Origin of the sequence: Wolbachia endosymbiont (group A) of Pogonocherus hispidulus, assembly GCF_964028195.1 — a bacterium.
Classification (GTDB): domain Bacteria; phylum Pseudomonadota; class Alphaproteobacteria; order Rickettsiales; family Anaplasmataceae; genus Wolbachia.
The window spans coordinates 1,330,730-1,347,514 of record NZ_OZ034750.1 but is presented as its reverse complement, the minus strand read 5'-3'; the positions used below and the strand labels follow the sequence as shown (position 1 = coordinate 1,347,514).

The following is a 16,785-nucleotide window of genomic DNA, read 5'->3' as shown; positions in this document are numbered from 1 at the left end:
TAGCCAACCACCAACGGGGCTTCTTTTGCCTTTTTTTTTGTTTGGTAAATTTCTTAAATATTTATAGCTAAACGACAACCGTCATCCCGCTACTTGTTAGCGGCTGAGATACCGCGGCGGTATGACGGTTAAGTATCCCGCTACTTGTTAGCGGCTAAGAGATACCGCGGCGGCATGACGTAGAGCTCGCATTAGCTATAAGATTAGCTAAATTCTGCACATCCATAAAAAACAAACCTTCTTTTTCGTCTTGAACGCTAATAATAGCGTGAGTGTTAAGAGGTAAAGGGTCATTTGTATGTCCATGGCCTACCCCTTTCATTGTAAATACAGGAAAGTTAACACTTTTTGCAAACCTTTCTTTTACAACTTCAACAAGATTATCATTATAACAGTTAACGAAATCCCCAAAGATTACTGCATGCACTCCATCAAAAATGTGAGCTTGTTTTAGGTGATCTAAACTGCGCTCTATTGCGTATGGGTAAACTCTTATGTCCTCTAAAAATAGAATTTTACCTTTCGCATTTATTTGCCAAGCGGTTCCTATACTATTTTCAACTAAAGTCATATTACCACCGATGACTTTAGACTCTAATCTGCCATCTTTTAGTCTAATGCCATTGTTTATCATCTTTAGGTTATCAAATCTGATAGAATCCCGCTTGTTAAGAATTAACTCTTTCAATTTTTCAACAGAGCTTTCAGAAACGGAGCTATTTACTATCATTTCCAACATGGTGCCGTGAAGAGTTTGCCAATCATATTTAGCTTGTAGATAGATGTGCAAGGCAGTTATATCGCTATAGCCTATGAGGATTTTTTTGTTTTGAGCAATCCTTTCTTTTTTATCATTGGGTAACTTTTCTAGATAGGGAATTAACCGAGAAGCCCCTTCTCCTCCTCTGATACACCAAATTATTTTACTATCATTAGTTAGTGCACTAACCAAATCATTTGTTCTGAATTCATCAGAGTTAGAGTAGAATGGATTATCATTACTATATATTTTCTCCGAAATATGGGGATTAAAATCCAAAGCTTCTACATATTCTTTTATAGTAGTCAAATCTGATTCTTTTCCCTTGGAAGAAGGAGCAATAATATCAACTTGGTCGATTGCATGAATACCTGTGTTAGCACCATAGCTGTACGAACATTCATTTTTGAAGGTAAATTGCACAGCAAATGGTGTCATTCCAGTGCTTGACACTGGAATCCAGAAATTTTGCTTATAACTGAGCTGATGAGCTAAAGGTAGTTGTCTTACGCTAAAACAAACGTTTTTAATTAAGTTGCATAGAAGCTGGATCCCAGTGTCTGGGCACTGGGATGACACCCCACTGGTGGGAATTGCTCCCAAACTACAACGTTCGTACAGTTGTGTGTTAGCACATAAAGTGAAAATAAAATATAAAAGGTAAATGATCATTAAAATATCTTATAAAACTCTTTTTTTAGTATATCATCCAATTCAGAGAGTGGAACCTTCACTCCTAGTTCTTCCATTGATGTGACGCCATAACCTTGCAGTCCACAAGGAATAATACCCTTATAGTGAGAGAGGTCTGGAAAGACGTTAAGCGCTATGCCATGATAAGTTACCCATTTTCTTAAACGGATACCAAAAGCTGCAATTTTTTTTTCTACTCCATTGTTATTCACCCAAACACCTATTCTATCCTCTTTAAATTCTCCAAGTATATTAAATTGCTTTAAAACATTTATTATCCACTTACTTAGGTCTCTAATATATAGCTTTATGTCGCATTTATTTCTTTTTTTAAGGTTTAACATTAAATATATGATGCGCTGTCCTGGACCATGATATGTGTGTTTACCGCCCCTTCCTGTTTTATATATAGGAAATAGTTTTTCAACAATATCATCATCTGTTGCACTGATTCCTGCAGTATAAAGTGGAGGGTGCTGGAGTAGCCATACCAATTCGTCTGCTGAATTATTGTAAATTTGTTGAATTTTCTCTTCCATGAATTTTACAGCATAGTTATAATCAATAAGCTGATTAGATATTAGCCATTCTACCATGTTCTATTTCTTTTCTTTTTAGTATAGCAGTGCGTTCTTTTCCTGTCATCCAAGTAGCGTGACACACAGCTGTACAAACATTTATTTGTGAAGGCAGTGTGTTAAATATTATGGCAGGCTTTGCCTTAAACACAAAGGTGCCATGCAAGTAGCTGACACTGGTTCCCTTACGGTGGTGTCATCCCAGTGCTTGACACTGGGATCCAGCCTTTATTATGCAGCCACTTATTTAAAGTTAAGTTTTCTGGATTCCAGTGTCTGGGCACTGGAATGACAGGAGAAAGAGGCTACTTGGATGACAGCTAGCCTGACAATCGTCATCCCGCTACTTGTTAGCGGGATCTATGCTAAGATACCGCGAATAAATCGCGGTATGACGTAGAAGCTATACTTTTATGCTTACCAACTTAATAAAATTCCTGGATTCCAGTGTCAAGCACTGGAATGACATCCTCCGGGTAGATAATGTTCGTACAGTTGTGTGTCAAGCACTGGGATGACACCAACTATTAACATCCCATATTAATTCTACCGCAATTTCAATTTTTTAACAAATTCGATTTTTTCAACAAATAGGAGGCACATATGAATTTCAACATTTTTCAAAGAAAGAAAAGCAGTGAATACTCTGCTTTGCAACTAATGATGGAACCAAGTTGGAGTAAGCGTGATTATGTAAGTTTTGCTGAGGAAGGTTACATAAAAAATGTTATTGCCTTTCGAGCAATTAATATGATTGCAAGTGCTGCATCTTCGGTACCTTTTACTCTCTGCCAGCTTACTGAACAGGGAAAATCGCAACTAAAAGCCCATCCATTACTGAAATTACTTTATTCTCCTAATCCAATGACATCAAAATCGGAATTTATTGAGGGAATTGTAACTTATCGGTTAGTTAACGGCAATTCTTATATATTGATGGTTGAGTCGCAGAACAATAGAAAACCACCAACAGAGCTTTATCTTCTGCGCCCTGATAGGGTTGAAATTGTTCCGGGGAGAAATAACGTTCCTTATATCTATCGTTATACCATAAATAACAACGGTTATGACTTTAAAGTTGATAAACTAACCGGACGTTCAGCAGTGTTGCACCTAAAGACCTTTAACCCTTTGAATGATTGGTATGGGTTATCACCAATTGAGGCAGCTGCATACAGTATAGATCAGCATAATCAGGCGGGTGCGTGGAATCAAGCGATGTTGCAAAATGGGGCAAGACCAAGTGGTGCAATAGTTGTGAAATCAGCGAAGGACGGGAGTGGTGGAAATTTAAGTCAAGAGCAGTACCAACGCTTAAAAGAGCAAATAAATGATCATTATTCAGGTTCTGTCAATGCTGGAAGACCGATATTGCTTGAAGGAGGCTTGGAGTGGAAAGAAATGAGCTTATCACCAAGGGATATGGATTTTATTGAGTCCAAACACAGTTCAGCTCGTGATATTGCCCTGGCTTTTGGCGTCCCGCCGCAGTTGCTTGGCATACCAGGTGATAACACTTATAGCAATTTAGTCGAAGCACGCTTATCCCTCTGGGAACAGACGGTTTTACCAACGCTAGAAAATATTATCTGTCATCTGAATTCTTGGCTGACACCAAAATTTGGTGAGGATCTGTGCTTGTCATACGATAAAGATGCAATAGAGATACTCATGGAAAAGAGACAGAAGTTGTGGAAATACGTAGAAAACGCAAGCTTCATGACGCTCAATGAAAAAAGGGAAGCATTTGGTTTGCCACCACTGCCAGGTGGTGATGAGTTAGGTTAAGTTTGTATCTGTTCAGTTGTGCGGCTAAAAGACAACTTAAAAGAGTTTAAGTTTTTGCTTTGTACTTTGTAAAATATTAAAAAAATCAGCCAAATTACACCATATTTAGTCTATTTTATCCTATAGTTTTGGGTTTACCGAGGGTTCGTCATTCCGCTGCTTGTTAGCGCCGCGGCAGTTGTAAGTTAAAAATATGTTATAAAAGAAACAAGAGGGAAGATAACTCTACTCACTATAGGAATAGCGGGCGTGTGCGACCGACGCGGCGTTGACAACCGTTTATATCAAGGTACACTAGCCCTCGATACGTTTGAATAGTTGCATGGGACATATGTATGCACCCGTTTACAATCTTAAATCAATAAACCATCGAGGTTATTAATATGGTTACATCTTATCAAAACTTTATTGGTATTGACATCGGAAAATTTAAAAATGTTGTTGCGGTTCACACACAGAAGAGTGTTGTCGAATTTGATAATAATGCTTCTGGTTAGCAACAATTGTTTAAAAAGTTTTCAGATATCTTACCTAATTCTTTAGTGACTTTAGAAAACACAGGGAATTGGTTTATCGCATTTTCTTAGATAAAGATCTAGAGTTACAGAAGCGCCAAAAAATTCTGAGAACAGTGCCAGGCAAAGTTATCTCAAGATTTTGTGTGTCTGATGCCAGAGCTTGGCTACTTAAACAGAAAAGAAGTAGCAAGTCTTGCTGGCGCATCCAAAAGAAAGTGGAAAAGCTATTGGTTATCGAAGAATAACAGGCGGTAGAAGCAATGTTCGTACTAACGGCTGCAATGGCTGCTGCAAAGTCCAAATCTGTTGTTTGATATAAAATTTTTCTATGATAAATTAGGGTGTTTATTGTCAAAAATGCATTTTCTAATTGAATAAAAATACAAAATTATAAACAAGAGTTGTAATAAAACTAAATTCAAAAAATTTAAAAAAAACATAGTTGATATGACGGTTCGCGGTGGTATGACGATAACCTCGTCATCCCGCTGCTTGTTAGCGGGATCTAGAGATACCGCGAATGAATCGCGGTATGACGTAGAGCTCGCGTTAGCTATACTTTTATGCTTACCAACTTTAAAATTCCTGGATCCCAGATACCGTGACGGTATGACGTAGGACTGCTGTCATTCCAGCGCGTGACGCTGGAATGACACCGAAGGGGCTACTGCCGTCTTGGATGGAAACCAGTGTCAGCTACTTGGATGACATCTTTTTCTTGGTACAAATTACTCTTATATCTCAATGTTCGTATAGTTAGTTGCCACCTGGATAAAAAAATTAGCTAACAAATTTGTAAACATCAGTATACAGCTCATCAACGCTTGGTTCTTTACTATTTTTGGCAAAATCTTCCGACTTTTTTACTAAATCACGTATTTCCTTATCAATTACTTTGCATTCTTCTTCTGAAGCAATTTTATTATTTATCATGTACTTCTTTAAAGTGCCTATAGGGTCATGATTTTGCTTCATATCTTCAACTTCTTCTTTTAAGCGATAAGTAGCAGGATCTGACATCGAATGGCCGCGATATCGATATGTCTTCATTTCAAGCAGGATAGGCCCTTTTCCGCTGCGTGTGTGTTCCGCTGCTTCGCTTGTAGCCGCATAAACAGAGAAAAAATCCATTCCATCAACTTGTTTTCCAGAAATACCAAAACTTTCTCCTCTTTTATATAACTCTGTTACTAAAGTTGATCTTTGCACAGAAGTTCCCATTGCGTATTCGTTATTTTCTATGATGTAAACCACAGGCAACTTCCACAAAGCTGCCATATTAAATGATTCATATACTTGTCCTTGATTTGCAGCACCGTCACCAAAATACGTGAATACCACGTTATCTCTTTTCTTATATTTATTAGCAAATGCTATTCCTGTGCCAATTGGAACTTGTGCTCCCACTATTCCATGTCCGCCGAAGAATTTTTTTTCAACGTCAAATACGTGCATCGAACCACCTTTACCTTTCGAGCATCCTGTTTCTTTGCCGGTAAGCTCTGCCATCACAACATTCGGATCAGAATCACATGCGAGCATTAAGCCATGGTCTCTATAACTTGTGATAAAAGCGTCACCTAATTTTGATGCAGCTTGAGTTCCAACTGCAACTGCTTCTTGCCCTATTGATAGGTGACAGAACCCGCCTATTAATCCCATTCCATATAATTGTCCTGCTTTTTCTTCAAATCTGCGTATGAGTAGCATTTTCCTGTAGAATCCAATTATCTGTTCTTTAGTGAAATTTTCTGCTTTCATATTGATTTCTTTTTCATTAAACTAAGATAATATCAGAAATTTTTAACATTTTGTAACAATATCTGCATGAATTATTACCGCTGGCTCGAAGCTTTTCACGTTATCTCCGCCATTATGTGGATGGCAGGTATGCTTTATTTACCCAGGCTTTATGTCTACCACGCAACTGTAAAACCGGGATCGGAAAATGATAGCTTGCTTCAAACAATGGAAAAGAGGCTACTTAGATATATCATAAACCCTGCAATGCTTTTCTCACTTGGTTTGGGAATGACATTAATGATTATAAGAGAAGCATATCGCGAAGGGTGGTTTCATGTGAAAGCACTAGCATTATTTTTTATGTTTGCTATTCATGGACTGCTTGCAAAATACAGAAAAGATTTTGCAATGGGTTCAAATGAAAAAAAACACGTTTATTTTCGTGTTTTAAACGAAACAGTGACAGTGTTAATAATAGTTATAGTTATTATGGTTGTTGTAAAACCTTTTTGACTGACCTTACCCAAAAAAAGCAGAAAGCTCAGCTACTCTTCTATTTTCATTTTTGACTTTTTTGAAAATAACATAAGCTAAAGTTACTGAGGTTTACCAATGATTTTTACAGGGATACTGGTGAATCAAGTTGCAATAGCTGTGTGCTTGACATTGGGATCCAATTTTATAAAAATCTATTGTGCTGACTAGCGTCACGCGCTGGTCTGTTGGACATTTAATGTGATTGTATGTAGGGTTTTGAAAAAGACATACCAAATATGAAAGGCCTATATATTAAAACTTACGGCTGTCAGATGAACGTTTATGACTCCGTTTTAATGGAAAATATAATTAAACCTTTGGGGTTCAACGTTGTTAGTGATGCAGAAAAAGCTGATTTGGTGATATTGAATACTTGCCATATTAGAGAGAAGGCAGCAGAAAAGCTTTATTCTGAGCTCGGGAAGATTCATTCGTCACGAAAAGAAATTACTATAGTGGTGGCTGGATGTGTAGCGCAAGCAGAGGGAGAAGAAGTATTCAGAAGGGCTCCATTTGTGGATATTATTGTTGGTCCGCAGAGTATCGCTACTTTACCGGAGCTGATAGTCAAAGCAAGCAGAAGTAAAGGTCATGTAATAAACACTGATTTTCCTGAAGTTGCAAAGTTTGATAAATTGCCAGATGAATGCTATGGCAATAGCCAGGGATCTTCTGCGTTTCTTGCCATACAAGAAGGTTGTGATAAATTTTGTACGTTTTGTGTGGTGCCCTACACTCGCGGAGCTGAATATTCACGACCAGTAAATGAAATATTTCGTGAAGCATTGAAATTAGTTGCAAATGGGGCGAAGGAAATCAATTTGCTTGGTCAGAACGTCAATGCTTACCATGGAGAATGCGAAGGGGAAGTGTGGGATTTAGGCAAATTAGTTAGTCATATTGCTAAAATTGAAAAGCTAGAGAGGATTCGTTATACAACTTCTCATCCAAGAGATATGCATGAATCTCTCTACTTGGCACATGCGGAAGAGCCAAAACTCATGCCATTTATTCACCTGCCTGTGCAGTCAGGTTCGAATAAAATATTGCACGCGATGAACAGAAAGCACACTGCAGAGGAGTATTTGGAAATAATAGACAGATTTCGCAAATTGAAACCTGAAATCGAATTTTCTTCTGATTTTATTGTTGGTTTTCCTGGAGAAACCGAAAAAGATTTTGAAGAAACTGTAAAATTAGTAGAAAAAATTAGATATGCTCAGGCTTATAGCTTTAAATATAGCCCAAGACCAGGTACACCAGGAGCAGAAAGAAAAGATCAAGTACCAGAAGAGGTTAAAACAGAACGCCTTCTTCGTTTACAGAAATTAATTAGTAAGCAACAACTTGAGTTTAACCAGAGTATGGTAGGCAAAACTATTCCTGCTTTGTTCAGTGATAAAAAAGGCAAACACCAAAACCAAATTATTGGTAAAAGCCCATATATGCAATCAGTGTGCATTGATGATCCTGAAGGTAAATACAGGGACAAAATAGTAAACGTGAAAGTGTTGGAAGCTCGGCAGAACAGTTTGTTGGGGCGTGGGGTGCAGGAATAAGTTTGTTTCTTTTTGCATTTGTAATTTTCTAGAAAGCCCTATATTCTTTGGCTTTATCCGGTCAAAATGAACATGAAGTCAAAGCATTATCCTGATACAGTAAGTAGTCCTGATTTTTCATCGTTAGAAAAGAAAATCATAAAATTTTGGCAGGAAAATAAAGTTTTTGAGCAGTCAGTGGAAGGGCGTTCCAAGGATAATTGTTTTGTCTTTTACGATGGACCTCCGTTTGCAAATGGACTTCCCCATTATGGACATTTACTCACTGGTTTCATCAAAGACGCATTTGCAAGGTATCAAACTATGCTGCAAAAAAGGGTTGAACGTAGATTTGGCTGGGATTGCCATGGATTGCCGGCTGAGATGGGTGCAGAAAAAGAACTTGGAATATCTGGTAGAACTGAAATAGAAAAATTCGGCATTGAAAAATTCAATAACCATTGTCGTACTTCTGTGATGAAATTTTCGTCAGAATGGGAGAAGTATGTAAATAGGCAGGCAAGGTGGGTGGATTTTCATAATGACTATAAAACCATGGATAAATCATTCATGGAGTCGGTCATGTGGGCATTTAAACAGCTTTATGATAAGGGTCTAGTGTATGAATCAGTACGCGTTGTTCCATATAGCTGGGCGTGCGAAACTCCATTATCCAATTTTGAAACAAGGCTTGATAACGCGTATAGAGAAAAGACTAGCAAAGCTGTAACTGTTGCATTTGAGCTTTTAGAAAACCCACAGCAGTTTAAAAGTGTTAAACAAAAATGTAAATTACTTGCTTGGACTACAACTCCTTGGACTCTTCCTAGCAATCTGGCATTGGCGATAGGAAAGGACATCAAGTATTGTGCAGTGTCAGTCCACTCTTTGGTGTCATTCCAGCGCGTGACGCTGGAATCTATTTCTGGATCCCAGTGTCGAAGCACTGGGATGACAGAAGTTAATGAAAGGAGTTCAGTGAACAGTGAAATTTATATTTTCGCTGAAAGCTACCTAGAAAAATTTATCAGCCACTCTGAACAAAACAATATTCCATATGAAAACTGCAATATAAAACTTAAAGCGAATGATCTTGCAGGCCTTTCCTATAAGCCGCTGTTTGATTACTTTAAAGATACAAAGAATGCATTCCGTGTTTTTGTTGCTGATTATGTTACAGGAGAAGATGGTACTGGCGTTGTACACACTGCTCCTGGATTTGGTGAGGAAGATTTTTACCTTTGCCAAAGCCATGATATTCCAGTTATTTGTCCAATTGATAACAGTGGAAAATTTACTGCTGAAGTTTCAGATTTGGCAGGGGTTCATGTTTTTGATACCAATGATACAGTAATAAAAAAATTGAAAGAACAAGGAAACTGGTTCAAAACTGAACAATATATTCACAATTATCCACACTGCTGGAGAACTGACACTCCTTTGATCTATCGCACTATGCCTTCTTGGTATGTTGCCGTTACAAAATTCAAAAGCAGAATGGTAGAGCTAAATAAGAGAGTTAATTGGATACCAAACCACATTAGAGATGGTCAATTTGGAAAATGGCTTGAAGGGGCACACGACTGGTCAATTTCACGCAATCGATTCTGGGGTACTCCGATTCCTGTGTGGCAATCAGATGATACAAGATATCCAAGAGTAGATGTATATGGTTCAATAGAAGAACTGGAGAGAGATTTTAATGTTAAAATAGACGACTTGCACAGACCATTTATCGATACTTTAACAAGACCAAATCCTGATGATCCAACAGGAAAATCAGTTATGCGCCGTGTACCTGACGTGTTTGACTGCTGGTTTGAATCTGGCTCGATGCCATTTGCGCAAGTCCACTACCCGTTTGAAAATAAGGAGTGGTTTGAAACTGCAGATTTTATCACTGAATACATAGCGCAAACCAGGGGGTGGTTTTATACGCTCTTTGTATTGTCCACTGCTTTGTTTGATAGGGAACCATTTAAGAACTGCATATGCCACGGTGTTGTTTTGGATGTAAAAGGGCAAAAATTGTCCAAACGTTTGAATAACTATGCAGATCCAATGGAGGTTTTTGATAGATACGGTTCTGATGCACTGCGTTTTCTTATGCTTTCTGGATCTATTGTTTGTGGTGGTAATTTGCTACTCGATAAAAAAGGAAACTCAATACGAGATGTTCTGAAAAACGTAATAAAACCTATTTGGAACAGTTATCACTTTTTTACTATGTATGCAAATGCAGATGGAATTAAAGCTGAAGTTTGTAAGGATTATCAAAGTACTATTGATCGCTACATGATTTCCAAATGTTTTGAAGCTGTAGAAAGTATCCAAACTTCTATGAACAGCTATAACTCCCAAGAGGCTTGCAAAATTTTGATGAACTTTTTTGAAGTGCTAAATAATTGGTATATTCGTCGCAGTCGCGAGCGTTTTTGGAAAAGTGATTTGGATCAGGATAAAACTGATGCTTATAATGTTCTATATACGGTTTTTTATTACATACTAAGAGCTGCAGCTCCTTTGTTGCCACTTATAACAGAGAATATATGGCAAGGGCTTAAGTATGAAGAAACATCTGTTCATTTGGCTGATTTTCCACAATTAGAGAAGTTTGATAGTCAGCTCATTGCCAAGATGGATCTAGTGAGAGAGATATGTAACTCTGCACTCTCTATTAGAAACACGTTTAACATACGTATCAGACAGCCACTTAATAGTATGACGATTTATCATAAGTCTTCCTGCAGTTTTCTTGACGATACACAACCCTCTGTCATCCCAGAGCTCTCTCCCGTCATCCCAGTGCGTGACACTGGGATCCAGAAAGAAAAGAAATGGTCAAGTGCTGGAATGACACCAAGCATGAATGAATATCAAGAGATGATAAAAGATGAGGTAAATGTAAAAGAATTAGAAATAGTGGGTGAGTTGAAAGAAGTTGCATCACTAGAACTGAAACTAAATTTTCCTATGCTTGGAAAAAGAGTTCCAGGCAAGATCAAGAAATTAGTACAGTACGTCAAAGAGGGGAAATGGAAGCAAGTTGACAATGAGCAAGTTTTTTTTGGTAATGAGTCAGAAAATTATATCATAGAAAAAGGCGAATATGAACTATTATTAAAAGCAAACAGTGAATTCTCCTCTGTATTTGATAACAACAAAGGGGTTGTGATCCTAAACACTACTTTAAATGATGAATTGATTCTAGAAGGGCTTGCAAGAGATGTAGTGAGGCTCATTCAGGAAACCAGAAAACAAGCTGATTTTCATATGTCTGATAGAATCAGAGTAATAATCAAAACAGAAGATGAGAAAATTAAGGAAGCAATAAATACGTGGAGTGAATATATAAAAGAGCAAACTCTAGCCTTATCTTTAGAGGTTAATATAGAAATTGGAATCAACTTTTACTCTAAAGAATACCAAGATTCAATTGTTGGTATTAAGTTAGATTGTTGATAGTTGCAAATTGTTAGCATTTGTGCTATACTTAGGGTAATTGGGGTAAGGTTATGGTATGTATGCTGTTGTAGATTGTGAGGAAGTTGTTAATTTGAATAACAACAGTGATGATTTAGGTAAAGTAGAATTTATTTCCAATGTTGCTTTGGAAGAGGAAGAAGAGTTTTTTGATGCTATGGAAGCTGTTTCTAATGTAGAAGAAGGGAATGATTTAGGTCTTGCTACTTCAGAAGAGGAAGAAGAATTTTTTGATGCTGTGGAAGAACAAGAGCCGTTAGCTAATTTTAACGTTCCACTCAGTATATTTCATTATAAAGATTATAACTCTGATTTTTTTACTTCTTGGTATAATATATCAAGTAGAATATTTAAAGAGGTAAATCGAGCTTGCCCGGAGAAGAAAGTATTAAATTTAGCTCTATCAGTTTTAATGTTTCCTTATATAGTTTTCACTGCGTTAGGATTAGCCGTATATAATAAATTAAAAACAAATGATAAGACACAAATCAGTTCAGAGGAGAATAAAACAAAAAAAAGTGAAGTAAGTGAAAGTACAGCAAAAAGACTGGCATATGGTGTTCTTGCTGCAATAGTGATTCTTGTTAATATAGCTATGCTTGCAGCATTACTTATTCCTGCAACACTCGCTTTGGCTACTTTTTATCTTTTAAATAGAAAATTATCTCATTCTTTGATTGCTGCTATTAAAATAAGTAATGGGTTATGTCAAAATGAACACCAAAATATTGAGGTGTCTTTTCGTGAAATAGATGCTGGTAAGTCAGACATTATGTGGGATATGGAAGTTAAGTTTCCATTGCAATTTAAACAACTACTTAGAGATTTATACGAAGATCCAAAACACAATGCTGTACTAAAATTGTCAGCTAATATCCACTTAAAAAATGGTCTTAAGCCTTTACGTAATGAAATCAAGAATGTGCTTGCAACTTCGATTCAAGAGTTTGCGAAGACTATGGAAGAGCTGATGAAGCTAGAAAAGAAAGATATTACATATGATAAGCTGAAGGAATTGTTGAACGAATTCAGAGTGGAAGTAGTAAATAGTATAGGTCCTAAATTGACAAGTCACTTAATATACAACGCCTATCAAGTTGCCTTTATACAAGCAATTAAATTTGCACAAAAAAGAAAAGAAGGTTTTTCATTAGAAAACGTGCTAAGAGATATATTAGTGAAACAAGAGTTGGAGAGCCAAGGTAAGGAATTGCCAAGTGAAAAAGAAATGATAATAAAAGATCTAAAAAAAGCAGGAGCAAAAGTACCAGATGTTTTAGAAGATAAGGCGCTTCTTATGTTTAGAGCGAAATGGAGGCAGCTTATACAAGAAAAGAAGATAGCTAAGAGAACAATAATTGATGTTTATAGGGATATGTACCATCAAACAACAGAGGAAGCTCTGGGTAGTGCGGAAGAAAAAATTAAACATTTAAAAGAAAAAGGTCAAGAGAGATACAACAGGATATGTGAAGAACTAAAAGAGATGCATAAAAATAGGAAAAACGGTAGCTTAACAGATGGTGCATTAAAAAGAAAATTAGAAGATCTTTTTAAATTCGAATATGATGATCAAGAGGTTGAGAAAAGGCTAATAGAATCGAGAATAAGGACTATTCAAACTCTACTGAATAAATCAGATAACAAAATAAAGCAATCTTTAGCAGAAGATCTTAGTGAATTAAATGAAACAAAGACTTCGGATAAAGTGAATGACTTTATAGAAAAGATGTATTTAGAAATAACGAAATGTGAAACGCAAAGTTTGTTTAAAGGCCAAGCAAAGGGTATAGAGGATTCATGTGAGTTATTAAAGGAAGAGGCACCAGATCTAGTGAAAGAGATTAATTCACATCGAATGAGAATTGAAAAATACTTGGAAAGACCTGAACAACCTATACTGTTAAGAAAAATAATAGAAGGAAATAAGGATTTAAATAAATACTTAAAAGATGAGCAAAATAGCAAGGGAAAAGAACATCCAAATACAAAGTTAATAGAGATGCACTTGGAAAATAACCAAGAAATTCTGGAAGCATTAGAACAATTAGAGTTAAAAAAAGAAAGATTATTGATAAATGAAAAAGCAACAAATGATTACAGAGAAGAACTAGAATCTCGTGAAAAAATAAAATTTGCAGTAATAGAAGATAAGTTGTTGGAGGTGCTTAAGCAAGAAACTTTTAATGAAAAAGAAATCAAGAAATTATTCGAGAAAGCAGAACTTGAGTACTGTTTAGCAGAAAGATGCATCAAATATCCTGTAATTAAAACAAAAGATAATATCAAACATTTTAGTCAAAATTTATTGTCTCCTTTGATAGATAGGTTGGTGGAAAATATAATAAATAATGTGCCAAAAAATGATAAGAGTTCACTTTTGCAACCTGTGAAATCTTTTTGGACATGTTGGGGGTATATTAAAACAGGCCTTGTCGTTGCAATACATGGGGATGAGAGTACAGAAGGAAAAGCGTTAGATGTAGCACACACCTCTTATAAGGAAGTGGAGACATTTCTTCAACATTTCGAGTCAAGTTATGAGAAAGCTGGGGCTTTTTTAGGTGATTTATTTTCTGATGAAGGAGAAACATTTAAAAATGATGTATGGCCTAAGATAAAAGATCATTTGTATGGAATGTGGGATAGATTTTTTAAGGATATTGAATTCAAGGTTGGAAGTAGATTAGATGAGGTAAGCTTGGCACAGCCAAAGCAGGAAACTATGATTGTGGCTCAATGATGAGTTCTCAAAGTTCCTCTGGTATTTTCATATACTAAATTAACTATAGCACTTGATTCTTTTTGGATCTCTTTTTCAGTTAAAGTGTGGATTGGAGAGCAGAAAGTAACTGACAATGCTATAGACATCTTATTCGGTTCTATATTATTTCCATGGTATACGTCAAATACTAAAACTTCTGTGATGAGCTCTGAGCTTTTTTTTACCACATTGATTATGTTACCTACTTTCACATCCTTATTTACAATAAATGCAAAATCACGTTTTACACTTTGGTATTTATAGTCGATAAATTTCTTTCTACTTACAGGTAAATTTTCAATATTTTCTAGTATTACCTCAAAACCTACAACTTTTTGCTTGATATCAAAAAAATCCAGTATACTCGGATGCAGTTCTCCAAAATAATCTGCTACTTTATTCTTAAAAGAGAGAGTGCCTGACTTTCTTGGGTGGTAATATTCTTTTTCTGCTCTTTCTATCGTTAAATTATCACAATTGACGTTAAAAAACTCCAAAGCTGCTATGCAATCAGCCTTTGCGTCAAAAACATCTACTTTCCTATCAGTATTATAATGGTTTCTCGGCAAATTATTTCCTGTTCTTATTCCACTTAAAACATGTTTAGACTGAGCTCCACCATCGTAAATCGGCCCAATTTCGAAGATTGCAAGATCAGATATTCCATGGGCAATATTATCAGCAGTGACTTGCAATAAATTTGGTATGATACTTGGTCTCATTATATTGAAGTTGTTATTAAATGGGTTATCGATGATAAATAACTTATTCGAGTAACCAAATTTTTCAGCTGTTGATTCACTCATAAACGACCAGGTTAGCACTTCATGAAACCCTCTGTTTGTCATCAAAATACGCAAATTGTCGTATGTACTATCTACTTCTTCAACATTATTTGGTAGTGGTTCTTCTTTTATTTTGTCATAGCCGTATATCCTTGTTACTTCTTCAATTAGGTCAGCAGGTATTGTCACGTCCGATCTCCAGCTTGGTACTTGTACATTCCAACTGCCTTCGGTTTTTTTATCAATACTAAACCCTAGTTTCGTTAAGATATCGAACACTTCATCAGGCGATACAGACACACTTCCAAACTTGTTCACATCCTGATAGTCAAAGCTCACCTTGGTGTCAGTCCTATCTAAGCTGCCAGCAGACACTACGCTTGAGGTTTCTCCACCACATAAGTCCAAAATCATTTTAGCTGCAAGATTGAGTCCCTCAAGGGTAAATCCAGGATCAACTGAACGTGCAAATCTGTAACTAGCGTCTGTGGAGATATTCATCTGCCTTGCAGATTTAGCGATAGATATAGGGTCAAACCAAGCAGACTCTAAAAAGATATCAGTAGTTTCAAGAGTACATTCACTGCACTTACCACCCATAATTCCAGCAATTGCATGAATATTTTTATCACCTGCAATAACGCTTGTGTCCGTGTTTAATAAGTATTCTTTACCGTTCAAACCAGCAAATTTTTCTCCGTCGTTTGCTTTGCGTACTGTGAGCTCTCCTTCTATTTTTTTTGCATCATACGCGTGCATTGGGCGGCTGAAAGATATCATAATATAGTTCGTGATATCAACTATTGCAGAAATGGAGCGCATTCCTATCGATTCCAGCCTATCTTTTAACCATTTTGGGCTTTCTTGATTTTTTACATTGGCGATGTATATTCCACTAATAAAACTTTCCCCGTCAGTAACTTCAACATCGATTGGTGAATTTATGGAGCTGGTAAGTTGTGGAATGCTTAAAGTCTTTAATGTCCCAATTCCAGTTGCAGCAAGGTCGCGAGCTATTCCATAAATGCCTAAGCAATCTCCACGGTTTGGAGTAACATTTATATCAATTACAGGGTCACAATTGAAAAATTTATCCCCTACTTTATAATCATCGGAAAGCTCGATTATTCCTTCACTTTCCTCTTGAACCAGCGCAAGTTCAGAAGCAGAGCAGAGCATCCCTTCACTTAGCACTCCTCGTATTTTTGTGGGCTTGATTGTGAAATCACTTTCTGGCAATGTGCTACCAAGAGATGCAAGCACAGTTTTCATACCTTCTCTAACATTGTTTGCTCCGCAAACTATTTGTAGAATTTTACTCCCATCATTTACTTTACATAATTTTAATTTATCAGCATTTGGATGCTGTATCACCTCTAATACTTCTGCAACAACAAACCCAGCTAATTTGGCATTATCAATAATATCTTCTACTTCTAACCCTATATGAGTTAATTTATCGATAATTTCTTCTAAACTAGCATTGGTTTCTAAATACTCCAGTAACCAAGATAACGTGAATTTCATCGATCTAACAAGAAACAAAAAAGTTATTGTAATATAAAATGCGGTGCTTTTAAAGTTTGTTGTAGTGGAAT

10 protein-coding genes and 1 pseudogene are annotated in these 16,785 nt (G+C 36.5%); 7 read left to right on the top strand and 4 right to left on the bottom strand.

The window, feature by feature from the left end:
- Positions 1-154: 154 nt before the first annotated feature.
- Together ABWU58_RS06535 and lipB are read right to left on the bottom strand one after the other, a co-directional pair.
- Entirely contained in the window at positions 155-1,198 is a 1,044-nt protein-coding gene (locus ABWU58_RS06535) for an LD-carboxypeptidase (RefSeq protein ID WP_353283736.1), read from the bottom strand.
- Between the two features lie 233 nt (positions 1,199-1,431).
- Complete coding sequence (lipB, locus tag ABWU58_RS06530; RefSeq protein ID WP_353282961.1) at positions 1,432-2,049, bottom strand: lipoyl(octanoyl) transferase LipB; 618 nt, start codon at positions 2,047-2,049, stop codon at positions 1,432-1,434.
- 142 nt (positions 2,050-2,191) lie between these two features.
- Here lipB and ABWU58_RS08130 point away from each other — a divergent pair, with 142 nt between their 5' ends.
- The 3 genes and pseudogenes from ABWU58_RS08130 to ABWU58_RS06515 all read left to right on the top strand — a co-directional run.
- A complete protein-coding gene (locus ABWU58_RS08130) occupies positions 2,192-2,323 on the top strand; it encodes a hypothetical protein (protein WP_410542037.1) in 132 nt (43 codons plus the stop codon).
- Positions 2,324-2,634: 311 nt separating this feature from the next.
- Positions 2,635-3,819 (top strand): phage portal protein, encoded by a 1,185-nt coding sequence (locus tag ABWU58_RS06520; RefSeq protein WP_353282959.1) that lies wholly within the window; start codon positions 2,635-2,637, stop codon positions 3,817-3,819.
- 383 nt (positions 3,820-4,202) lie between these two features.
- Positions 4,203-4,648 (top strand): annotated as a pseudogene (locus ABWU58_RS06515) (IS110 family transposase); the annotation flags it as partial.
- Between the two features lie 469 nt (positions 4,649-5,117).
- Here the strand turns inward: ABWU58_RS06515 and pdhA are convergent.
- On the bottom strand, positions 5,118-6,098 hold the full coding sequence (gene pdhA / locus ABWU58_RS06510) for a pyruvate dehydrogenase (acetyl-transferring) E1 component subunit alpha (RefSeq protein WP_353282958.1): 981 nt from the start codon (positions 6,096-6,098) through the stop codon (positions 5,118-5,120).
- A gap of 66 nt (positions 6,099-6,164) precedes the next feature.
- On the opposite strand from pdhA, the gene hemJ reads away from it, so the two are divergent.
- The 4 genes from hemJ (at position 6,165) to ABWU58_RS06490 (ending at position 14,381) form a co-directional block, all read left to right on the top strand.
- The gene (hemJ, locus tag ABWU58_RS06505) at positions 6,165-6,593 is read left to right on the top strand and encodes a protoporphyrinogen oxidase HemJ (RefSeq protein WP_353282957.1); all 429 of its coding nucleotides are present in this window, start codon (positions 6,165-6,167) and stop codon (positions 6,591-6,593) included.
- A 260-nt stretch (positions 6,594-6,853) separates the two neighbouring features.
- Positions 6,854-8,176 (top strand): tRNA (N6-isopentenyl adenosine(37)-C2)-methylthiotransferase MiaB, encoded by a 1,323-nt coding sequence (gene miaB, locus ABWU58_RS06500; protein WP_353282956.1) that lies wholly within the window; start codon positions 6,854-6,856, stop codon positions 8,174-8,176.
- 72 nt (positions 8,177-8,248) lie between these two features.
- Positions 8,249-11,617, top strand: a complete 3,369-nt coding sequence (gene ileS / locus ABWU58_RS06495) for an isoleucine--tRNA ligase (RefSeq protein ID WP_353283735.1) — start codon at positions 8,249-8,251, stop codon at positions 11,615-11,617.
- 58 nt (positions 11,618-11,675) lie between these two features.
- A complete protein-coding gene (locus tag ABWU58_RS06490) occupies positions 11,676-14,381 on the top strand; it encodes a hypothetical protein (RefSeq protein ID WP_353282955.1) in 2,706 nt (901 codons plus the stop codon).
- On the opposite strand, the gene pheT is transcribed toward ABWU58_RS06490, so the two are convergent.
- Positions 14,375-16,714 (bottom strand): phenylalanine--tRNA ligase subunit beta, encoded by a 2,340-nt coding sequence (gene pheT / locus ABWU58_RS06485; RefSeq protein WP_265026585.1) that lies wholly within the window; start codon positions 16,712-16,714, stop codon positions 14,375-14,377. The genes ABWU58_RS06490 and pheT overlap by 7 nt on opposite strands.
- Positions 16,715-16,785: the final 71 nt, after the last annotated feature.